This is a genomic window from Actinomadura madurae, assembly GCF_047130825.1.
GTDB classification, from domain to species: Bacteria; Actinomycetota; Actinomycetes; order Streptosporangiales; family Streptosporangiaceae; genus Spirillospora; species Spirillospora madurae.
The window spans coordinates 7,016,958-7,038,188 of record NZ_CP083237.1; the positions used below are offsets into that span (position 1 = coordinate 7,016,958).

Annotated in this window: 20 protein-coding genes; 8 read left to right on the forward strand and 12 right to left on the reverse strand. The window is 74.1% G+C overall.

The window, feature by feature from the left end; translation table 11 throughout:
- The first annotated feature begins 55 nt into the window (after positions 1-55).
- Positions 56-253, forward strand: a complete 198-nt coding sequence (locus K8Z49_RS32265) for a hypothetical protein (protein ID WP_412515959.1) — start codon at positions 56-58, stop codon at positions 251-253.
- Positions 254-363: 110 nt separating this feature from the next.
- Positions 364-1,089: a hypothetical protein gene (locus K8Z49_RS32270; RefSeq protein ID WP_143118425.1), complete on the forward strand. Its 726-nt coding sequence runs from the start codon at positions 364-366 to the stop codon at positions 1,087-1,089.
- Here K8Z49_RS32270 and K8Z49_RS32275 read toward each other — a convergent pair.
- The 3 genes from K8Z49_RS32275 to K8Z49_RS32285 are packed head-to-tail and all read right to left on the reverse strand — an operon-like array spanning position 1,071 to position 5,256.
- On the reverse strand, positions 1,071-1,745 hold the full coding sequence (locus K8Z49_RS32275; RefSeq protein WP_021596863.1) for a DUF6962 family protein: 675 nt from the start codon (positions 1,743-1,745) through the stop codon (positions 1,071-1,073). The two genes, K8Z49_RS32270 and K8Z49_RS32275, sit on opposite strands and share 19 nt — an antisense overlap.
- Positions 1,746-1,803: 58 nt before the next feature.
- Positions 1,804-3,114 (reverse strand): serine/threonine-protein kinase, encoded by a 1,311-nt coding sequence (locus tag K8Z49_RS32280; RefSeq protein ID WP_412515960.1) that lies wholly within the window; start codon positions 3,112-3,114, stop codon positions 1,804-1,806.
- Between the two features lie 3 nt (positions 3,115-3,117).
- Positions 3,118-5,256 (reverse strand): PQQ-binding-like beta-propeller repeat protein, encoded by a 2,139-nt coding sequence (locus K8Z49_RS32285; protein WP_412515961.1) that lies wholly within the window; start codon positions 5,254-5,256, stop codon positions 3,118-3,120.
- A gap of 153 nt (positions 5,257-5,409) precedes the next feature.
- Between K8Z49_RS32285 and K8Z49_RS32290 the strand changes: the two genes are divergently transcribed.
- Positions 5,410-6,213, forward strand: a complete 804-nt coding sequence (locus K8Z49_RS32290; RefSeq protein ID WP_412515962.1) for a hypothetical protein — start codon at positions 5,410-5,412, stop codon at positions 6,211-6,213.
- A gap of 18 nt (positions 6,214-6,231) precedes the next feature.
- Here K8Z49_RS32290 and K8Z49_RS32295 read toward each other — a convergent pair whose 3' ends face one another.
- The 3 genes from K8Z49_RS32295 to K8Z49_RS32305 all read right to left on the reverse strand — a co-directional run bounded on the left by K8Z49_RS32295 (position 6,232) and on the right by K8Z49_RS32305 (position 9,589).
- Positions 6,232-7,563 carry an OmpA family protein gene (locus K8Z49_RS32295; protein ID WP_412515963.1) on the reverse strand — a complete coding sequence of 444 codons (1,332 nt, stop codon included), beginning with the start codon at positions 7,561-7,563 and terminating at the stop codon, positions 6,232-6,234.
- 287 nt (positions 7,564-7,850) lie between these two features.
- A complete protein-coding gene (locus tag K8Z49_RS32300; RefSeq protein ID WP_412515964.1) occupies positions 7,851-8,831 on the reverse strand; it encodes a helix-turn-helix domain-containing protein in 981 nt (326 codons plus the stop codon).
- 140 nt (positions 8,832-8,971) lie between these two features.
- Positions 8,972-9,589 (reverse strand): TetR/AcrR family transcriptional regulator, encoded by a 618-nt coding sequence (locus tag K8Z49_RS32305; protein WP_021599169.1) that lies wholly within the window; start codon positions 9,587-9,589, stop codon positions 8,972-8,974.
- Between the two features lie 88 nt (positions 9,590-9,677).
- Between K8Z49_RS32305 and K8Z49_RS32310 the strand changes: the two genes are divergently transcribed.
- Positions 9,678-10,592 (forward strand): oxygenase MpaB family protein, encoded by a 915-nt coding sequence (locus K8Z49_RS32310; protein WP_412515965.1) that lies wholly within the window; start codon positions 9,678-9,680, stop codon positions 10,590-10,592.
- Positions 10,593-10,596: 4 nt separating this feature from the next.
- Here the strand turns inward: K8Z49_RS32310 and K8Z49_RS32315 are convergent, their stop codons facing one another.
- Positions 10,597-11,799: an MFS transporter gene (locus K8Z49_RS32315; RefSeq protein WP_412515966.1), complete on the reverse strand. Its 1,203-nt coding sequence runs from the start codon at positions 11,797-11,799 to the stop codon at positions 10,597-10,599.
- A 273-nt stretch (positions 11,800-12,072) separates the two neighbouring features.
- Here K8Z49_RS32315 and K8Z49_RS32320 point away from each other — a divergent pair, with 273 nt between their 5' ends.
- Genes K8Z49_RS32320 through K8Z49_RS32330 form a run of 3 tightly spaced genes read left to right on the forward strand, consistent with a single transcriptional unit; the run spans position 12,073 to position 14,722 of the window.
- Positions 12,073-12,915 (forward strand): CPBP family intramembrane glutamic endopeptidase, encoded by an 843-nt coding sequence (locus K8Z49_RS32320; RefSeq protein WP_021596986.1) that lies wholly within the window; start codon positions 12,073-12,075, stop codon positions 12,913-12,915.
- Positions 12,912-14,066, forward strand: coding sequence for a sensor histidine kinase (locus K8Z49_RS32325; RefSeq protein WP_024934516.1), 1,155 nt, complete (start codon positions 12,912-12,914; stop codon positions 14,064-14,066). The genes K8Z49_RS32320 and K8Z49_RS32325 overlap by 4 nt, the downstream gene beginning before the upstream one ends.
- Positions 14,063-14,722, forward strand: coding sequence for a response regulator (locus K8Z49_RS32330; RefSeq protein WP_024934515.1), 660 nt, complete (start codon positions 14,063-14,065; stop codon positions 14,720-14,722). Before K8Z49_RS32325 ends, K8Z49_RS32330 begins: the two co-directional genes overlap by 4 nt.
- Positions 14,723-14,734: 12 nt before the next feature.
- Here K8Z49_RS32330 and K8Z49_RS32335 read toward each other — a convergent pair whose 3' ends face one another.
- On the reverse strand, positions 14,735-15,256 hold the full coding sequence (locus tag K8Z49_RS32335) for a TetR/AcrR family transcriptional regulator (protein ID WP_075021219.1): 522 nt from the start codon (positions 15,254-15,256) through the stop codon (positions 14,735-14,737).
- An 88-nt stretch (positions 15,257-15,344) separates the two neighbouring features.
- Here K8Z49_RS32335 and K8Z49_RS32340 point away from each other — a divergent pair, with 88 nt between their 5' ends.
- Entirely contained in the window at positions 15,345-16,235 is an 891-nt protein-coding gene (locus tag K8Z49_RS32340) for an LLM class F420-dependent oxidoreductase (protein WP_075021218.1), read from the forward strand.
- 29 nt (positions 16,236-16,264) lie between these two features.
- Here K8Z49_RS32340 and K8Z49_RS32345 read toward each other — a convergent pair whose 3' ends face one another.
- From K8Z49_RS32345 to K8Z49_RS32360, 4 genes are all read right to left on the reverse strand, one after another.
- The gene (locus tag K8Z49_RS32345) at positions 16,265-17,620 is read right to left on the reverse strand and encodes an MmgE/PrpD family protein (protein ID WP_412515967.1); all 1,356 of its coding nucleotides are present in this window, start codon (positions 17,618-17,620) and stop codon (positions 16,265-16,267) included.
- A 9-nt stretch (positions 17,621-17,629) separates the two neighbouring features.
- Positions 17,630-18,616 (reverse strand): LacI family DNA-binding transcriptional regulator, encoded by a 987-nt coding sequence (locus K8Z49_RS32350; RefSeq protein WP_412515968.1) that lies wholly within the window; start codon positions 18,614-18,616, stop codon positions 17,630-17,632.
- A 102-nt stretch (positions 18,617-18,718) separates the two neighbouring features.
- Positions 18,719-20,077, reverse strand: a complete 1,359-nt coding sequence (locus tag K8Z49_RS32355) for an amidohydrolase family protein (protein WP_021596980.1) — start codon at positions 20,075-20,077, stop codon at positions 18,719-18,721.
- On the reverse strand, positions 20,074-21,210 hold the full coding sequence (locus K8Z49_RS32360) for an NAD(P)/FAD-dependent oxidoreductase (RefSeq protein WP_412515969.1): 1,137 nt from the start codon (positions 21,208-21,210) through the stop codon (positions 20,074-20,076). The genes K8Z49_RS32355 and K8Z49_RS32360 overlap by 4 nt, the downstream gene beginning before the upstream one ends.
- Positions 21,211-21,231: the final 21 nt, after the last annotated feature.

Consider the following 21,231-nt stretch of genomic DNA (forward strand, 5'->3'; position numbering starts at 1 on the left):
GGCTCGTGGTGCGGGACGGCGGCGACGGCCGGCACCGCCAGCGCCGGCCCGAGCCGTGCGAGAGGACGTCCTGGACGGCTTCGACACCGCCGCGCAGGGCCGCCTGGCCGGCACCGTGTGGAACCAGGGCGGCTGTGACGGCTGGTACCTGGACGCCGACCACCGCAACACCAACAACTGGCCCGGCTCCATGACCGCCTACCGCCGCCGCACCCGCCGTCTCGACCCCGCCGACTACCACCTCGAACACTGAGCGAGCGGCTCCGGGCCGGCGATGACCGGTTCAGGCCGTGGACAGGGCGGTTCGTCCACCGTTACAGAGATCACTGGAATGATCGTCTGGGACAGGAGGACGGAATGTCGATGACTCGGAGAAAGGCCGTCTCGGGCGCCGTCGCGCTCGGGGTGGCGGCCGGCCTGGTGGCCGGTGGAGCCCCCACCGCCGCCGGGGCCGAAACGCTGCAGTTCCACATCAAGGTGCCGAAGCGCCTTTCCGTGGGCAAGGGCGGGTACAGCAAGTCCTGCGCCATGGACGTCTGGGTCTGGGGCACCGAGGGGCCGGTCGTCGCCTATTCCAAGGTGTACATCATCGACCCCGACGGGCGGGTCCCGTCGGCCTACAAGCGCGTCCTGCCCGGGGACGAGGTCGGCTGGGGCGCCGGATGCCCCTCGAAGCTCAGCCACCTGGGTAAATGGCGCGTGCGGGTCATCGCCTACAACAAGAGCGGGAAGGCCCTCGGGAGCCGCGAAGACCACTGGTACGAGAAGTGGGACACGGTGATCCAGAGCGCCAACGCGGCGCCGGAGCCGGTGCGGAAGGGCCGCGCGATCACGGTGTCCGGTCGCCTGAAGCGTGTCGACAACATCGGGTTGGGATACACGTCCTACTCGGGGAAGCCGATCCGGGTCTACTTCCGTCCCAAGGGCGCGAAGACGTGGACGTACATGGGGGCCACGAAGACCGCCAAGGACGGCCGCTTCCGCAAGGCGTTCAAGGCCAAGCGGGACGGGACCTGGCGCGCCTACTTCCCGGGCACGAGCAACTTCGACCGGCAGAAGTCGCGCGACGACTACGTCGACGTCCGCTGACCGGCGGGGCCGCCCTGGCCGCCGGGCGCGGCCAGGGCGTCCGCGTGCCGCGGGGCGGTGACCGCCAGGTAGAGCAGGACCATGCCGACGATCTGGGCGAGGTGGTAGACGGACGTCGGGTCGAGCGCGACGCGTTCGGTGACGCTCGGGTCGATCGCCTTGGCCGCCGCCGCGGCGCCGCTGGCGACCATCGCGACGATCACCGGGACGGCCATCGGATGGCGGCGGCGGGCCGCCCACCCCCAGAGCGCCAGGATGCAGATCATCGTCAGGCTCTCGCAGGCCAGCAGGGCGGACACCCCCGCGTGCCCGGTGACCGCGAGGACGGCGTAGGCGGCGATCCCGACCGACCGCAGCAGCCAGAAGGTCCTGCGGTGGCGCGGGCCGAGCACCTCGGCGACGGTGGCCGCCAGCAGGTAGGACACCGCGATGACCACCATCGCGCTGATGACGGCCCAGCTCGGCTCGCTCCACCGCTCCGAGTACTTCACCACGCCGTGGTGGACGAACCCGGCGATCGCCGCCAGTCCCGCCCACCAGAAGGACGTGCGCCAGTGCCGGTGCGCCGTCGACGCGCGCCCCAGCCGTGCCGCGAGCGCCACGACGATCAGCCCCAGGGCGAGATCGGTCAGTGCGGGCGCGGGTTCGGCAAGCACACTTCGCACGTTACCGGCATATCGCCCAGCAGGTCACCGGCGCCCCGGCCGTCCGGGGTCAGGCGGTGCCGTGGCTCCCGCCGCTGGTGTTCCCGCCCCCGCCGCCGTACCCGTTCATGATCCTGTCCACGACGACGCGGTAGCCGACCTCGCCGCGCGGGTGGCGGTACTTGATGCTCCACTCGGCCGGCCCGGGGGCGGCCGGGATGTCGACGGCGGTCCGCCACGGCAGTTCGACGTCCTTCAGCGTCGTGCTCTTCCCGTTGATCGTGTACGTCAGCGAGGTCAGCGTGACGTCGCCCGTCAGGTAGAACTCAAGCACGCGGGTCCGCTCGGCGGGCGGCGACGGGGTGGCGGGGGCGGCCGCCTGCGTGGTCGGGGACGGCGCGGTCGGGGACGGGGACCCGCCCGCCTTGGCCCCGCCCGGCCCGTCCAGGAGCAGCACGCCCGCGGCGAGGCAGCCCACGGCCAGGGCGCCCGCGGCGGACAGCAGTGCCCACCGGGGCCTCCGGGGCTTCGCCGGACGCGGTCGGGGCGCCGGCGGGTTCTCCATCGCGGCGGTCTGCCGGCGGATCTCGGCCGCGATCGGCGGTGGCGGCCAGGCCGCCTGCCCTTCCTGCGCGGCCAGCCGTACGGCCAGCTCGGCGGGCTCCGGCCGGGTGTCCGGGGCGGACCGCAGGCACTCGGCGATCGCCGTCCGCAGCCCTTCGTCGGCGATGGGGACGGATCGCTCCGTGGGCGGGGCGCCGGTGCAGGCGAAGGTCAGCGTGCAGCCCAGCGAGTAGACGTCGCTCGGCGGTCCGATGGGCTCGCCCGCCTCCTGCTCGGGCGACATGTATCCGCGGGATCCGGCCGGTGTGCCCGGCGCCGTCCCGCCCGTGCCGTCCCGCTCGGCCGCGATGCCGAAGTCGATCACCCGGGGCCCGTCCGCGGTGAGCAGCACGTTCGCCGGTTTGAGGTCGAGGTGGACGTACCCGGCGCGGTGGATCAGGGCGAGCGCCTCGGCGAGCCCGGCGGCCAGGGACCGGACGGCGTCCGTGGGCAGGGGGCCGGTCCGCCGGACGGCGTCGCGCAGCGAGACCGCCGGGAGGAACTCGGTCGCCATCCACGGCCGGGGCGCGTCCGGGTCCGCGTCCATCAGGCCGGGCCCGTACGGCCCGCCGGCGGCCCGGGTGGCGGCCACCTCGCGGCGGAAGCGAGCCCGGTGCTCGGGGTCGCCCGCGAGGTCGGCGTGCATCACCTTCACCGCGGCGGCCCGCCCGCTCGCGGACCGGCCGAGGTAGACGACCGCCATGCCGCCCGACCCGGCCCGCGCCAGCAGCCGGAAACGCCCGGCCTGCCGGGGATCGGCGTGCTCCAGCCCCTGCATCCGCTAGCCCCCGCCCGGTGGGGAGAGGGCCCGCACGTATCCGCCGGCGGTGCCGATGAACACCGACCCGCCGATGGCGACGGGCGCCGACGTCCGGACCGTGACGTCGGCCGGGTACGTCCAGACCGTGTGCCCGTCGGCCGCGTCGAGCGCGTAGACGTTCCGGTCGGCGCAGCCCACGTACACCCGGTCGCCAGTGGTGCCGAGCGCGTTCCACGTGTTCCGGGACGCCCGCGGCCCGACCCGGCGCGACCACACGACCTCACCGGTCGCCGCCCGGACGGCGGACACGTCGCCGGCCGCGGTGCCGAAGTGGACCACCCCGCCGCCCGACCCGAAGCCGAAGCTCTCGTAGACCGTCTCGCCCATCCGCTTCTTCCAGACGAGGGCGCCGGTGTCCGCGCGCAGCGCGTGCACGGTCCCACGCCCGTCGCAGAAGAACACCAGCCCGTAGCTGGCCTGCGGATAGTGCGCCCAGTACGCCGGACAGGTCCATCGGGGGCGTCCGCTGCCGGCGTCCAGGGCGGACACCTTCGTCCGGTCGACCGTGATCACCAGGTCCTCGGTGACGGCGATCCCGAGCTCGGTCTTCACGCGCGCGTTCCAGCGGCGGTCGCCGTCCGCCCTGTCCAGGGCGGTCACCGAGTCGTAGCCGAAGCAGGCCGTCGACGCGCCCGCCACGGGGTACATCGGGACCTTGCGCTCGGACGGCCACGGGCGGCTCCAGCGCTCGTCTCCCGATTCGGCGCGGAGCATGGTGAGGCGCGAGGCGAAGTGGTCGACGACGAACACGTCGTCGCCGTCCACGCTGACGTGGTCGATGCCGAAGGAGCGGTGCTTCCAGCGCGTCTTCCCCGTGTCGGGGTCGAGGGCCTTCAGCATGCCGTCGCCGTGCGCCAGGAGGACCTCGCCGGCGGCGAGCAGGTCGGGGTAGTAGTCGTCCACCTTCACCTTCCACCGCGACGTCGCCCGAGGCGGCGGGGCGGTCGGCGTCGTCGCGGTCGGCCTCGGCGGCGCGCCCGCCGCCCGCGCGCCGCCGCCCCGGCCGCGGCGCAGCGTGACCGCACCGCCGATCACCCCGGCGGTCGCGAGCGCGGCGGCACCGCCGACGAGCAACGCCCGCCTGCTCGGCGAGCCGGTCGCGCCGTCCCCGTCCCCGTCCCCGTCCCCGGCCTCGGGCTCGGCGGTCTCCTCCGACATCCGGTCCTGGTCGGGGACGGTGGGCGGCGCCGGCTCGTCCTCGGGCGGCGAGTCCTCGGGCATCCTCCGGGCGCGGGCCGTCCGGCGGTCGATGGCCTCGGCGACGCTCGCGGGCAGCCAGCCGGAGCCCTGCGCCGGCCCGGCTCCGTCGAGCCTGGCGAGGAGGCCGGCGGCGGTGGGGCGCCGCTCGGGCTCCAGGCGCAGGCAGTCGCCGATCAGGTCCCGCAGCCAGGGGTCGGCTATCCCGGCGAGGTCGGCCCGCGCCTCCTTCACCCGCCGCAGGACCGCCGCCATGCCGTCGTCCGCGAACGGCTCCACCCCGGTCGCCGCGTAGGCCAGCACGGTGCCGAGGGAGAAGACGTCGCCGGCCGGTCCGGTCCGCAGCCCGGCGGCCTGCTCGGGCGACATGAACCCCGGGGTGCCGGGGGTGGCGCCCACCCGGGTGATCGTGATGGCGTCGTCGGGACGGGCGATGCCGAAGTCGATCACCCGGGGCCCGGCGGCGGTGAGCATGATGTTCCCCGGCTTCAGGTCGCGGTGCGCCAGCCCGGCCCGGTGGATGTCGGCCAGCGCCTCGGCCAGCCCGGCGGCCAGCGTCCGGACGGCGGGCCCGGGGAGGCTCCCGTGGCCCCCGACCGCCTCCCGCAGCGTCAGCCCCGGCAGGTAGGCGGCGGCCAGCCAGGGCGTCCCGGCGTCCGCGTCGGCGTCCAGCAGCGACGCGGTGAAGGCGCCGCTGACGGTCCGGGCCGCGCCGATCTCCCGCCGGAACCGCGCCCGGTACTCGGCGTCGCCGGTGTACCTCGCGCCGATGACCTTGACCGCGACCAGCCGGCCGCCCGGCGACCGCCCGAGGTAGACGACGCCCATGCCGCCGGCGCCGAGCCGGGCCAGCAGGCGGTAGGGGCCGACCCTCTCGGGATCGCCCCGCCGCAACCGCTGCACAGACCCGCCTTCCCACGCACACCCTGGAGCCACGACCTCGCCCCATGATGGCGTGGCGCCCCACCGGACCACCACCCCTCGAACCGCGGACGGTGACGGGGAAGACCGTTAGCGTGGTCCCCGGAAGGCTCCCGGGGCGAAAGGGCTGAGACGGTGCCGCGGACGCGACCCAAGGTGGAGTTCCTGCCGGCGCGGATCAGGAGCCTCTCCGACGGGCTCCCCCCGGCCGAGCCCGACACGCTGTTCGCCCTGGGGGCGCGCGGCGGGATGAGGGTCGCGCCGGACGCCGGGTTCACGCTCGTGTTCGGACGCCAGGAGGACGCCGTCCACGTCTGCGTCGGACCGGGCGACACCCACGTCAGCCGCAGGCACGGCCACATCCAGCGCGAGCACTCGCGCTGGATCCTGTACAACACCGGGAAGCTGGCCATCCGGTTCCCCGGGTCGCGCCTGGTGCTGCGCGGCCAGTCGGCGGAGCTGCCCGAAGCCGGGTACACGCCGCTGTTCATCGTCGCGCCGGATCAGGAGCACCTGTTCGAGGTGCGGATCGCGGCGGGCGCCGTCCCGCCGGGGAGCGGCGCCCGCAACGAGGCGCCGACCGACGAGCGCCGGCCCTGGCCGCTGGAGGCGTCCGAGCTCCTGGTGCTGGTGTGCCTCGGGCAGCGCTACCTGCGCCACGACCCGGACCCGCGGCCCCTGACCTGGGCGCAGGTCGCCGACGAGCTGGACCGTCTCCAGCCCGAGGCGGGCTGGAACCAGAAGAAGGCGGCGCGCCGCGTCGAGAAGGTGCGCCACCAGTTGAGCGGCCGGGTGCCGGGCCTGCTGGAGCATGAGGTCACCCCGCCGATCGGCAACGCCCTCAACGTCAACCTGATCCGGAACCTGCTGATCACCGGCACCCTCACCCCGGACCACCTGCGCCTCCTGGGCGACCCGCCGGAGCAGGACGAGGACTGACCCGGCGGGCGGCGCTTGTCAGCTCACGGGGACGTTCCGGGTCGGTTCGTAGCCCGGGAACTCCACGCTGATGTTCGTGACCTCGGGCGGCAGCCTGTAGGCGTTGGCGTGCGTCATCGTCCCGCCTGGCAGGACCCGGTAATCGCGGCCCACCGGCTGATTGCACACGCACCGGTTCTGGGTGTCGCGCAGGGTGTAGTAGCGCATCCCGGTGGCCTCGTCATAAAGCGTCACGCCCATGGTGCCGTCACTGGCGCCGCCGTAGTAGAAGACCTTCGTGGCCGGAATGGTGAACTGGGTCGTGCGGGAGAACTGTTCACCGCCGGTATTGGTCAGTTTCCAGACGAGGTTGACCAGTCCGGACGGCGAGCGGCGCAGTTCGGTGACGTCCAGTTTGAGCGAGCGCACTTCCGGCGCTCTCGGTCGGGGCGGGCTGACGGGATTCGCTCGCGCGCCGGGCCGCGACCCGCCATCCGGCGCCGCCGGAGGTTTGGAGAACGTCACGGTGACCCGCCTGTTCCGCCGGCGGCCCTCGTCGCTCGTGTTCCCCGCGATCGGCTCCTTGGATCCGTGTCCGGCCGACCGGTAGTCCACGCCCTGACGGGAGACGAGCGCCGCGAGCGCGCGCTGGACGGATTCGGCCCGGCGCAGGGAGAGCGGATCGTTGATCGCGTCGTCCCCGGTGTCGTCGGTGTGGCCGTCGATCCGCACGGTCGCGCCGGCCGCCCGGTCGATCTGTCGCGCCACGTCGGCCAGGACCGCCTGGGCCTTTGCCGACAGGTCCGCCCGGTCCACGGCGAACAGCACGTCCGACGACAGCCGGACGCTGCGGGTCGCGTCGCCGTCGTCAACCGCCCGGTCCCCGCCCTCGGCGGTGCTGATCAGCGGGAGGATCTTCGGCCGCCCGGCCCCGGCCGGGTCCGTCCCGCCGGGCGGCCGGACGGGCCCTTCGCCGATGGGGACGTCCGGGAACACCCGGGTCTGCGGCACCGAGACCGAGATGCGCTTCACCTCGGGCGGCGGGGCGGGCACGACCGCGTAAAACTCGGCGGAACCGCCCGGCTGGACGATGCTGTTGAGCGTGTCGCTGCACAGGCATCCGCCGCCGGCGCCGATCAGGGGGAAGTACCGCTTGCCGCCGGCCGTGTCGACCAGGGTGATCCCGCGGGCCTGGGTGGTCGACGGCTCGGCGGCGTGGACCCCGTCCGCCGCGGGCCAGTCGAGCACGCTCTCCGGATAGAACGGCTCGTTCTCGCCGTTGACCAGCCGGATACGCACCACCACGGTGTTCGACGGACCTCGATCGAGCCCGATCAGCTCGACCCGCACCTTCCCGGTGGTGATGGCCATGGGAGCGCTCGCCGTTCCCCCGCCGCCTTTTCCGCCTTTTCCGCCATTTGCGGCACGGGACGGCTTGCCGCTTCCACCCGCGTCCCCCTCACCGGCGCAGCTCGCGATGGAAAGCCCCGCAGAGAGCACGGCGCAGAAAAGCGCGGCGGGCGCGATCGAACGATGCGCGGATCTCATCTTTCCCCGTTCCCCGACTGGCAGAGATGCTCAGCGTCACACGGAGGACAAAGGGGCCGATTGTCTGCCGCTGCACGGCTATTGCCGGCGTATGCACTATCAGCGGTCGGCTATTTCGGCGGCCGGTCCGAATGCATGGCCCGGTACTCACCGGGCGGGATTCCATGGACGGCGCGGAAGACCCTGCTGAAGGACGCGGCGCTGGGGAAACCCCAGCGTGCCGCGATCGCCTCCACCGGCCGTTCCAGCAGCGCGGTGTCGGCGAGATCGCGGCGGCACCGGTCCAGCCGCCGGCGCCGGATCCATTCGGCGACCGTGCACTCCTCGGTCTCGAACAGCTTGTGCAGGTGGCGGAGCGACACGTGGTGGGCCGCGGCGATCATGCCGGGTGTCAGCCCCGGGTCGCCCAGGTGCTCGTCGACGAAGGCGTAGATCTGGCGCAGCAGCACCTCGCGCCGGACGTCGGGCGGTGTTTCCGCGTCCAGCCGCCGGGCCAGGACCGCGGCGACCAGATCGAGCGCGGCGGTGGAGATCCGGGCCGCCTCGGACGGACCGTAGGTGCCGAGGTCGGCCGCCACGCGCGTCAGCAGCGCCGACAGCAGCGCGCCCGTCCCCTCCCGGCCGGACAGCGCCACCCCGGTCACCCGGGCCGCCTGCTCGGGGGACAGCGGCAGGAGCGCGCGGGGCACCAGCAGCGTCATCATGCGGCCGGGCGACCGCGCGAGGACGCTCAGCGGCCGCGTCAGATCGGCCAGCGCGACGTCGCCCGGCGCCAGTTCCGCCCGCCGGCCGTCCTGGGCGACCGCCAGCCGCCGGCCCGACGCCGGCAGCCAGAGCTGGTAGAGGTCGGCCTCGTCCCGGCGGATCATCGCCGGCGTGCGGTGCAGCTCCGCCGCGCCCGCGGCGCCGTCCCCGAAGGCCGTCGCGACGGCCGCGGTGACCGCCCCCAGCGCGTCCACCCGGCTCTCGGCCCGGAACACGGTGCGGCGGCCGTAGGGCGTCCGGAAGCCGCAGGCGAGGTGCTCGCGGGTGATCGCCTGCCAGTAGTCGTACCGCTCCGACGCCGGCACGTCGCTCGTGGAGATCAGCATGCCCGTCACCTGCCGCGCAGGACGGCGGCTTCGCCCCCAGCCTAACCAGTCGCCGACGAAAGCCGGATGTATCCGCGCCTACGCCGCCGATCCAGACCTCGCGGCGGCTCGGCGACCTCGTCGCGGAGGGCGACAGGGCCTCAACCGCGGATGTAGCCGTTGACCATCTCGGCCAGCTCGTCGACCATGCGGTCGTGCGGGATGGGCGGGCGGTCCAGGACGTACTTGATGGACAGCAGGCCGACGGTCTCGGTGATGATCCAGAGCGTCGCGTCGATGTCGAGGTCCTCGCGGAACGCGGCGCGGTTGACCAGCAGGTAGACGCGGATCAGGTCGGTCAGCCGCCGCTGCAGCGCGGCGAGCTTGTCGAACGGGCCGAGCCGCGGGACCTGCTCGACGATGATGCGCAGCAGGTCCGCGTTCTCCTCGAACAGCCGGATCTGGACGTCCAGCAGCGCGCGCCCGGCGGCCTCCCACGGCTGCCGCATGGTGGCCTCGATCTCGGCGCCGAGCCGGTCGGCGAGATGGTCGGCGAACCGGTCCAGGACGGCGATGACGATCGCGTCCTTGTTGGGGAAGTACTGGTACAGCGATCCGTTGCTGATCCCGGCGGCCTTCGCGATCCGGTTGGTGGAGGCGCCGTCGTACCCGCGCTCGGACAGAACGCGAGTGGCGGCCTCCAGGATGCGCTCGACCGTGCGCCGCGACCGGTCCTGGGAGGGGATCCTGCGGGGCGAAAGTCCAGGTGAGGAGGCCATGGGCGGTTCCTTCGGAAACGCGACTTGTAAGCGACTGCTTATTCGCGTTTAGCTTACCGGAGTCGCTTCTTTTCGGGAGGTCGCGCACATGACGATGACCGAGGGGACGCCCGAGAGCCCACCGGCCGGGCGGGAACGCAGCGAGGAGCCGGTCCCGTTCGGCCCGGGTTCGCTGCTGTGGGAGCAGATGGGGCTCTACACGTCGGCGATCGCGGGCAACAGCGTCTTCATCCTCCAGGTGATGCATCCGGCGATCGGGACCGTGGTCGACCGGCTGTCGAGCTTCCGCACCGACCCGCTCGGGCGGGCGGCGCGCAGCTTCGCCTCCGTCCAGACCTGGGTGTACGGGGGCCGGACCGCCATCGAGGAGGGCAGGCGGCTGCGGGAGATGCACAAGCCGCTCAGCGCCGTCGACGAGGACGGGAACCGCCACCACGCGCTGTCGGCCGAGCCCTGGGCGTGGGTGCACCTCACCGGCTTCTACGCCGCCGTGGCCGCGGCGAAGTACTTCGCCCCCGCGCCGCCGGCCCCCGAGGAGGGACAGCAGATCTTCGACGAGTTCCTCCAGCTCGGCAGGATCCTGCGCGTGCCCGAACGGATGCTGCCGGAGAGCATCCCGGACTACTGGGACTACTTCCACGACATGGTGGACAACACCCTCGTCCCCCACAAGGTGGCCCACGAGGTCCTCGCCCAGATGGGCCAGGTCCCGCCCAACGTGCCCGCGCCGCTGCGCCCGCTGGCCGCCCCGGTGAGCGCGGCCGCCGGACGGCTCGGACGGCTGATCACCATCGGCACCCTCCCGGAGGCCGCCCGCGAGAAGCTCGGGCTGCCCTGGACGGCCGGGGACGAGCGCCGGCTGCGCCTGGCCGGGCAGGCCATCGGGCGGAGCACGCCCCTGCTCCCCGAACGCGTCCGCTACATGCCGATCGCCTACCGCGCCCGGCAGGCGGCCCGCGCCCAGGAGCGCCTGGAACGGGCCCTGGCGCACCGACCCATGTGAGACGTCATCGCCCCTCCCCGGCCCAGCGGGCGCGCGTGACGGTCGCGACGAAGGTGAGGGGGACGGTCAGCACGGCGGCGGCGGCGAAGATCCCGGCGTACCGTCCGGCGCCCGCCGGCCCGCCGGTGAGGACGGCCGCGGTCGAGCTGCCCAGGAACAGCGACGCGGCGAAGCCCGACACGACGGTCGCGCGCGCGGCCGGGAGCACCTCGGTCGCCCAGGTCTGGAGCGAGGAGTGCATCGACACCCAGGCGAGGCCGAGCAGGACGGTGGCGGGGAGCACCACCGCGGGCGCGCGGGACAGGGCGGTCAGCAGGCAGGCGCCGGTGGCGGCCGTCCCGCCGAGCGCGATGAGGCGGGACGCGTGCACGCGGTGCGCCATCGTCCCCGCCAGGCGGGCGAAGCCGAGCACCGCGACACCGTAGAGGGCGGTGACGGCGCCGGCGACGGACGCGCCCGCGCCCGTCGCCTCCACCGCGGCGGGCAGCAGGGTCAGCACGCCGAGCAGCACCATGCCCTCGACGAACGCCAGCGCGAGCACGAGCCGCGCGGGGCCGGACCGGGCCAGCGCCGCCATCGGCGCGAGCACCCCGGCGCCGGCCCGCACGAGCGGCGGTTCGGGGAGCCGGCGCAGGGCCGGCACGAGCAGCAGCGCCGCCGCGCCCGTCACCAGGAACGCCGGCCGCCAGCCGGCGAACTCGGCGACGGCGCCCGCGCCCGCCGACGCGAGCGCCGTCCCGGCCGCGACCCCGGTCATCAGCCGCGCGATCTCCGGCTGCCGGCGCGCGGCCGGGACGGTGTCGCCGACGTAGACCAGGCTCGCCGGGATCGCCGCGCCGAAGCAGGCCCCGGTCAGCCCGCGGGTGATCCCGAGGGTGAGCGCGGAGTCCGCGGCGGCGGAGGCGGCGGCGGAGACCGCGGCGAGCGCCAGCGCGACGCGCATCGTGCGGACGAGGCCGAGCCGGTCCGCGACGACGGCCCACAGCGGCTGCGTGAGCCCGTAGGCGAGGAAGTAGGCGCTGGCGGCGTGGACGGTCGCCGACAGCGGGACGCCGAGGCCGTGGGCCATCGCGACGAGCATCGGCGCCATCGAGAACCGGTCGAGCGTGCTGACGAACGCGACCGCCTGGAGCCGCCACGGGATGCGGCCGGGTCCGGCGGTCCCGGCGGTCCCGGCGGCGGTCTCGCCGCCGGGGCACCGCGTCATCGCCGCACCGCGGTCATGCCCCGTCCCGCCGGGGCGCGCGCCGGTCGAACGCCTTCCCGCCGGGATGGGAGACGAGCTCGGACGCCGGTCATTCCCGGAAGTCCCATCACAACCCCCCTAACTTGGACCCGATCATGGTAGGCGGCCCTCTTCTGTCCCCCGAGCGAGCTACCCGGGAGTGTCCACCGAGCGGTGAAGATTCGGGATCGCCGGATCTCTAGCGTCTTCGACGTGGCCGCGGCGCCCCTGACCGCGGGATCTCGGAGGAACATCATGCGATTCTGGAAGCAGCTCCTGGCGGTCGGAGTCATCGCCCTCGTCGGCGGCCAGGTGATGATGGCGGCGGACTGGAACGCCCCCCTCAGCCTGGGCATCGGCGCCGTGACCATCGCGCTCATCCTGCCGGTGTACGCGTGGGTGGTGCGGCGGACCGAGCACCGCGAGCCGGCGGAGGTGGCGGCCAAGGGCGCCCCGGTCCGCCTCGGCCTGGGGACGCTGCTCGGCGCCGGGCTGTTCGCGGCCGTCATCGTCAACATCGCCTTCCTCGGCGGCTACGAGGCCGACGGCTTCGGCTCGGCCGGGGGCACGCTCGCGCTGCTCGGCTTCATGGCCGCCGCCGCCGTGACCGAGGAGGTGATGTACCGCGGCGTGCTGTTCCGGATCCTCGAGGAGCGCACCGGCACGTGGGTGGCGCTGACGCTCAGCGCCCTGGTGTTCGGCCTGTCGCACCTGTTCAACGAGCACGCCACCCTGTGGGGGGCCATCGCCATCGCGATCGAGGCGGGCGGCATGCTCGGCGCCGCCTACGTCGCCACCCGCAACCTGTGGGTGCCGATCGGCCTGCACTTCGGCTGGAACTTCGCGGCGGGCGGCGTCTTCAGCACCACGGTCTCCGGCAACACCGCGCCGGAGGGGCTGCTGCACGGGGTGAACCCGGACCCGTCCCTGTCGAGCCTGATCACCGGCGGCGAGTTCGGGCCGGAGGCGAGCCTGTACACGGTGGCGTTCTGCACGATCGTGACGGTCGTGTTCCTGTGGCTGGCCCGCCGGCGCGGGAACCTGGTCCCGCTCCGGCGCTCCGCCCGGCCCGCCGCGCCCGCTACGCTCGCCCGATGATCGACCTCCGGCGGATCCCGGACCTGTGGCGGCGGTGCCCCGTCGTGGTCCGGGATCTCCCGTTCCCGCTGCTGCTGATCGTCCTGTCCTTCGTCCCCGCCCTGCACGGCCAGGAGACGCAGGTCGGCGACCTCCCGAAGCGCCCCTTCGACGCGCTCGCCGCCGTGATCCTCGCCCTGGAGACCCTTCCGCTGGCGGTGCGGCGGCGCTACCCGGGCGCCTCCCTCGCGCTGGTGACCCTCGGCTTCACGCTCGCCGAGCTCGGCAGCTACCACATGGTCGCGGGCACCGCCATCGCCTTCGTGCTGGTGAGCGCGGGCGCCCACCTGGACCATCACCGGCGGCTCGCCATGGTCGCCCTCACCGCGGTGTACGTGCCGCTGGCGATCACGCTTCACCGGATGGGCTCACCGGAGGGCGTGAGCGGGTTCGTGGTGTTCTACCTGGTGGCGACCATGGGATGGTGCGTCGGGTCGTGGCTGAGGTCCACCCGGGAGGCCGAGGCCGAACGCCGCCGGCGCATCGCCGAGGCCACCCGCACCGCGGAGCGCACCCGCATCGCCCGCGAGCTCCACGACGTCGTCACCCACCACGTGACCGCGATGGTCGTGCAGACCGAGGCCGCGCGGTACCTGACCGCCGCGCCCGATCGCCTCGAGGAGACCCTGAGCTCCATCAGCGAGACCGGCCGGCGGGCCATCGGCGACCTGCGCCACCTGCTCGACCTGCTCAACCCCGACCACGACACCGCCACCACCAGGGCGCCGTCCGCCGGCGACCTCCGCACGCTCGTGGACCAGACGCGCCAGGCGGGGCAGCCCGTGGAGTTCAAGGAGGAGGGCGAGAAGGCGGAGTCGTCCGGCAGCGCCGAGTTCGTGACGTACCGCGTCGTGCAGGAGGCTCTGACGAACGCCCTCAAATACGCCCATGGCAGCCGTACGGTGGTGCACGTGCACTACGGCGACAGGGACATCATGGTCGAGGTCGGCAACGACGGATCGGGCACGCGGGCCGGCTCTCCCGGCGGCAGCGGGCGGGGCCTCGCGGGGCTCCGCGAGCGGGTCGACGCCCTGGGCGGCGAGTTCCGCGCGGACGGGCGGGCGGGCGGCGGGTTCGTCGTGCGGGCGCGCATCCCCGCGAGGACCTCGTGACCGCACCCGTCCGGGTCGTCGTCGCCGACGACCAGGCGCTGATCCGCACCGGCTTCACGACGATCATCAACGCGCAGCCCGACCTGGAGGTGGTGGGCGAGTGCGGGGACGGCCGCGCCGCGGTCGACCTCGCCCGCCGGATGGATCCGGACATGGTCGTGATGGACGTGCGCATGCCGGTGCTGGACGGCATCGAGGCGACCCGCCTGCTGGCCGGCGCCGGGGTGCGGCATCCCGTCAAGGTGCTCGTGGTGACGACGTTCAACCTGGACCAGTACGTGTACGAGGCACTGCGCGCCGGGGCGAGCGGGTTCCTGCTGAAGGACGCCCCGCCCGCGCAGCTCCTGCACGGCATCCGCACCGTCGCCGCCGGCGCCGCCCTGCTGGCCCCCGAGGTGACGCGGCAGCTCGTGGGGAAGTACGCGGCGCGGATCCGTCCCGCCGAGGGCGGGCCGGACGACATCCCGCTGACCCCCCGCGAGCTGGAGGTGCTGCGCCTCATCGCCGACGGCCGGTCCAACAGCGAGATCGCCGCGGCCCTGGTGATCAGCCAGGAGACCGTCAAGACGTACGTGTCGCGCATCCTCACCAAGCTCGACCTGCGCGACCGCGTCCAGGCGGTCGTCTACGCCTACCGCCGAGGGCTGGTGACCTGACCGGGGCGGGGGTCAGGCTCTGAGGCCGTCCAGCATCACCCGGGTGAAGGCGTCGCCGGGGCGGGCGCCCGGACGGCAGACGGCGGTGCTGAGCATCTCCACCACCTCCGTGGAGCCGATGTCGCGGCGCAGTCCGCCCTCGTGCCGGGCCTGCTCGATGACCTCTCGGAGGAGCCCGTCGACCTCTTCCTGCAAGGCGCCCCGCTCGCTGGGCACGGGAACGTCCTCGGCGAGGGACTTGATGAGGGCCAGCGGCTGTCCCGTGCAGTAGGCGACGACTTCGGTGAGCACGTCCCAGCGCGAGAGGTCCTGGGCGGCCAGCAGCCGGATCCGCGTGCCGAGGCAGCGGAGCGAGCCGGTCGCGATCTCCTCGACGAGCGCCCTCCGGTCCGGGAAGTGCCGGTAGAGGGTGCCGACGCCGAGCCCGGCCTCCCGGGCGATCTCCTCCATGCCCACGCCGGGGCCGCGCTCGGCGAACAGCCGGAGGGCGCACGTGACGATCCGCTCTCGGTTGCGCCGCGCGTCGGCCCGCATCGTTCGCCCCCTCCCACCGTTAACCGGAATCTCAGATTCATATTACTCTGACGGAACCGGAATATCCGATTCAGGTTGGAGCGGCTTCATGCGCATCGGAATGTTCAGCGTCGCCGGGACGGCCCCCGTGGACGATCTCGTCGCCCAGGCCCGCCTCGCCCGGGACGCCGGGCTCGACGGCTTCTTCCTCGGGCACGCGGCGTCGTGGGACGCCCTCATGGCCGCGGCGCTCGCCGGACGCGAGGTGCCCGGCATCGAGGTGGGCACCGCCATCGTCCCGACGTACCCGCGCCATCCCCTCGCCCTCGCCTCCCAGGCGCTCACCGCGCAGGCCATGGCGGGCGGGCGCTTCACCCTCGGCATCGGGCCGAGCCACCCGCAGGTCATCGAGGGCGCGCACGGGATCTCCTACGAGCGGCCCGTGCGGCACGTCCGCGAGTACCTGTCCGCCCTGCGCCCGCTGCTGCGCGGCGAGGCCGTCGACCGGCACGGCGAGACGCTGACCGCGGTCGGCGCCGTGGACGCGCCCGGCACGACCCCGCCGCCGGTGATCCTGTCCGCGCTCGGCCCGGCCATGCTGCGCGTCGCGGGCGAGCTCGCAGACGGCACCGTGACGAGCTGGGTGGGCGCCGACGCGATCGCCGACCACATCGTGCCCGCGATCACCCGCGCCGCCGACGCCGCCGGACGGCCCGCGCCGCGCGTGCTGGCCGGCGTCGTGGTGGCCGTCACCGACGACCCGGACGGCGCCCGCCGGACCGTGGCCGAGCAGTTCGGTGCCGTGTCGCAGTTCCCCGCCTACCAGGCGGTCCTCGACCGCCAGGGCCTGTCGGGCGTACACGAGACGGTCATCGCGGGGGACGAGGACACGGTCGCCCGGGAGCTGCGCCGCTTCGCCGACGCCGGCGCCACCGACCTGCTGATCGGCCCCTTCGGCGACACGTCCCGCGTCCTGCGACTCGCCGCCTCCCTCCGCTGATGGCCTTCCCGGCGGCCGTGGGGACGCTGTCAGGGACGGAGCAGTGCGGTCAGGGTGCCGACGTCGTGGGTGTCCTGGAGCGCCCGGACGGCCTTGCTGATCGCGGTCGCGCGTTCGGCGCCGAGGACCGGGCCGGCCAGCCGCCGGAACTTGCTCTCGATCTCCGCATCGGTCATCGGGTTGAGCGGGTGGCCCTTGGGGTGGCGTACCTCGCTGTGGAACGTCCCGCGCGTGGATCGCAGGGTCAGGACCGTCGACGACGGGGCGGCGGGTGCGAGCAGCCGCACCTTCTCCGCCAGCCGTCGCACGGCGGTGTCGGTCAGGGTGCCGGGGTGGAACCATGCGGGACCGGGCTGGTGACCGCGGAGTGCGGCCGCGACGCAATAGGGTGCGCTGAACTGGGCGGCGGGGGCGTCGGCGGGGTCCGGCCGGGCGAAGTGCGGGCTGGTCGCCCACGCGCCGGAGTGGAGGTCGATCGCGATGATCTCGGACGCGTCGAGGCGGTGCTCGTCGCGGGCCGCCAGCACCGCGTCGAGCGAGGCGTGGATCTTCCGGCAGCAGGAGTAGGGCTTGGTCGCCACCTGGTCGGCTTGGAAACGGGTGCTCCAGCCGTCCAGGAGCGCTCGGGGGTCCCACTGGTCGGTGGCGACGAGCCGCGCGAAGCCGCGGTCGTCGTCGAGGACGTCCAGTGGGCCCGTCATGTGGTGGTCCGCCTGGTAGGCGGCGGTCATCCCGGCCGTGGCCGCCGCCGCGTAGTTGTTCTTCGCCATCGACGGTCCCAGCGGGCCGTAGACGCTCTGCCGGACGGACGGGACGGGCGCGGCGCAGGCGGCGAGGGCCAGGGCGTGGGCCGTCGCCGTCTCGTCCAGGTGCAGGAGCCTCGCGGTGACCGCCGCTCCGGCGAGGGCCAGGTGCCCGCCGGTCCCCCAGGAGGCGAGCCGGTGCCGGGTGCTGGGCCGGGCGGCGGTGCCGAGGCGCCCGGCGACCTCGTAGCCGGCGAGCACCGCGGCCAGGACGTCGGCGCCGGACGATCGGCGGGCGTCGCCGACGGCCAGCGCGGTGGGAACGATCACGGCGCCCGGGTGGCCGTGCAGGGTGTCGTCGAAGTCCAGGCAGTTGGCGAGCAGGGCGTTCGCGGACGCCGCGGCGAGCGTGCCCACGCGGGTGGCCGAGCCGAAGACGGTGGCGGGGCCGCCGGGGCCGTCGAGCGCGACGGTGCCGTCCACCAGCGACCGGCCCCAGCCGATGCCGGCGGCGCCGAGGCCGCAGCCGATGCTGTCGAGCACCAGTTCGCGGAGCCGGCGTCGTGTCGCCGGCCCCGCCTGGGGGAGGGACGGGGCGGCCAGCCGCTCGGCCAGGCGCGCGCAGACGTGACGGTCGTCCATCGCGGGCTCTCAGGCTCCGCCGCAGGAGCGGCGGACGATGAGCGTGGGTTCGATGACGATCTCCTCGGGCTCGTCGCGGTCCTCGGCCAGGATCAGCCGGGTGGCGAGGACGCCCATGCGGTGGGGGTGCTGGTCGACGACGGTGAGCGGTGGATCGATCAGCGATGCCCAGGGGAAGTCGTCGAAGGAGACGAAGGCGATGTCGTCGGGGATTCGGGCGCCCGCCGCCCGGAGGGATCCGAAGACCTCGCGGGTGAGCCGTCCGCTGGTGCAGATGACGGCGTCCGGGGGGCCGCCCTCGCGTGCGGTGAGCAGCTCGGCCACCGCCTCGGCCACGACGCCGGGTTCCTGGGTCTCGCAGGTGTGCACCGAGATCGGGCCCGCCGGTGGGCCCGTGGCGTCGCGTTCGGCGGCGACGCCCGCCAGCCGCAGGCGTTGCGTGGTCAGCCGCCGGGTGCTCGTGACGACGGCGATGCGGCGGCGGCCCAGCCCGTACAGGTGCCGGGCGCAGAGCGCGCCGGCCGCGCGGTCGTCGAGGTGGACGCTGTGCATGCGCGGGTGCGCCGCCGCCGGGGCGCGGGTGAGCAGGACGCACTGCGCCCCGCGGGACGCCATCTGGCGGGTCAGGTCGTCGTTGTCGTGGCCGGTGGTGGTGATGAGGCCGCGGACCCGCTGCTCGTCCATGAGGCTGAGCAGGCGGCGCTCGGCGGAGGGATTCCTGGAGGTGTCGGCGAGCAGGACCGATCCGTCGGCCGACGTGGCCACCTCCTCGGCCCCCCGGACGAGCTCGACGTAGAAGTGGTTGCGGAGGTCTCCGACGAGCACGCCGATGCTGTTCGACCTGCCCTTGAAGACGCCGCGGGTGAGCCCGTTCGGGCTGTAGCCCAGCTCGTCGATCACCCGCGTCACCCGCGCCACCAGGTCGGGGCTGACGGGCGACGTCCCGGACAGCACGCGGGAGACCGTGGCGGTCGAGACGCCGGCGGCGGCCGCCACGTCCTTGATCGTCGGGCGGCCGGGGCCGGCCCCGCGGGATGCGCGCGGGGCCGGCGGCCGAGGTGTCCTGGGGTGTGTCCATACCGGTGTTCCTGGTGCTCGTCATGGATTCGCGCGGACGAGTTCGCCGTCCGCGACGGCGGGGCGGCCGTCGATGAGGACCCATCGGACGTCGTCGAGCCGCTCCGCGTCGGCCACCACGATGTCCGCCACGGCGCCGGGGCCGATGCGCCCCCGGTTGGGTGCGAGGCCGGGGACGGCGTCGGCGACGTTGGCGCCGGCCATCGCGACGGCCGCGGGCAGGGTGGTGGCGCCGTCCTCGACCGCCTTCGAGATCGCCAGCAGGATGGGGTCGTGGTACCCGCCGGCGTAGTCGGTGGAGATGGTGTCGACCAGGCCTTCCCGCAGCATCGCGAACATTGTCTCAGGGGAGCGCAGGAGCCGGCGCGCTCCGAGCCCGTCCAGCGTCGACACGTCGACGACGACCCCAGATTTCCGCAGCTCGGCGGCGTGCTCCACCGCCTCCTCGACGGTGAAGCTCGAATGGTTGGAGTGGCCGGCGATCAGCCGGACGTCGATCCGCGCGATCTCGGCGACCTGCTTCATGGACGCCGCGGCGTTGTGCACGAGGACCGGCACGCCGTGGCGCCGCGCGTGCTCCGCGGCCTCGGCCAGCCCGTGCAGGGCCACCTCGAAGGCGGGGAGCACCACGGAGCGGACGATGTCCGCCGCGTCCTCCGGGGTCATGAGGTCGATCAGCCCGATCTCGGTCAGGACGGCGGCCACCTCGTCCCGGTCGTGGGTCCGGCGATCGATGTGCCGCCCCAGCACCGTGTACTTCAGGGCGTTCGCCTGCGCGGGCGTGATGGTCTCCCCGGTGAGCTCCCGCACCTTCTGCGGGATGTACATGTAGCTCGCCCCGCCGCCGCCGAGGGTGTGCCCGGCGCCGATCTCGCCCAGTGCCACCGCGCCGTCCCGCACGGCCCTCTCGGCGGTGGCCCGGACGTTGTCCTCGCGCAGCCCGCCGCCGTCCGCGATCTGGGCGGCCCGCAGGCAGGAGGGCGTGTTGCACGAGGCCGCCTTCACGTTCACCGGGTGCGCGGCGTTCGTCCGCGCGATCTGCTCGGCGGTCATGAACCCGTCCACGCACAGGACCGTGGTGGTCCCCTCCAGCAGGTGCCGGTCGAGGTTGCGGACGACCTGGTCGTCGGGGAGCGGCTCGTGCCCGCTCGGGAACAGCGGGCCGAAGGCCGTCCCGTGCGTGTGGTTGTTGATCAGGCCGGGCAGCACGACCTTGCCGGCCGCGTCGATCACGAGGTCCGCCCGGTCGTAGGGCCGCTCCGGGTCCGACGGCGGCAGGTCGCGGACGGCGCCGTCGACGATGACGACGTCCGTGCCGGGCAGCGAGGCGGTCCCGTCGCCGGGGACGACGGTGCCGGATCGGATCACGGTGACGGTCACGAGGCCCCCCGCGTCGTCGCGGCGTCCTGCCGGGCGCGGCCATGGCGGAAGGGCCCCAGCTCATCGACCCGCTCCCCGCGGATCTCGGCGCCCACCAGCTCGGCGACGCGCAGGCAGAGGGTGGCGCCGCTGTGGGTCACCGCGAGGAAGAGCCCGTCTGCCGTGGCGCTCCGTCCGAGCACCGGCAGACCGTCGACCGGTATCGGACGCACCCCGACCCGGGTCGCCTCGATCCGGGTTCCGCGGAAGCCCGGGTAGAGCTCCTCGGTCCGGCGCAGCAGCGTCTCGGCGGCGCCCGGCTCGACGTCCCAGGAGCCGTTCTCGCCTCCGGACACCGCGTCGTCCAGGCTCGGGTCGTGCAGGAGCAGCCGTCCGGCACCATCGGGCCTGAGATGGACGCCCGGCGCGTGGATCACCCTGCCCACCGAGACGGCCGTCGGGGCGGTGTAGGCGAGGAGGCCGATGGAGTTGCGCATGGGCAGCTCGACCCCGGCCAGCGCGGCGACCTCGGCCGCCCGGGGACCCGCGCAGTCGACGACCGCGTCCGCCCGCACGGTCTCCCCGTCGGCCGTGGTGACGCCGGTGACGCGGTCGCCCGCCATCGGCATCCCGACGACGGCCGAATGGGGCCTGACGTCCGCCCCCGCCGCGCGGGCGGACGACAGGAGCGCGCGCACGAGCGGCACGGGGTCGACCCAGCCTTCCTCCGGGTAGTACGCGACCGGCCCGTCGATCTTGCCCGCGGCCAGGTCGGGCTCCAGCTCGCGGGCCTGGGACGGCTCCAGCCACCGCACCGGATAACCCCAGTCCGTCAGGCGCTCGGCCTTCCGCCGCTGGTTCTCCCGCGCCGCAGGATCGGCCTTCCACTCCAGGTTGCCGTGCTCGTGGTACCAGTCGCACGAGGCGGCCTCCTGCGCGAGCCGCCGGTGCGCCCGCAGCCCCTCGACGTTGAGGTCGTGATAGCTGCGGGGCGTCTTGTTGTTGGAGTTGGTCCAGGAAAAGGTGGCACCCGAGGTTCCGGACGCGGGCGCACCCGAATCCAGCACGGTGACCGAGCAGCCGTGGCGCGCCAGTTCAGCGGCCATGGCCGCTCCCATCACACCGGCTCCGACGACGACGACCTTGAGCGACATCGCTCTCTCTACCTCTTTCGT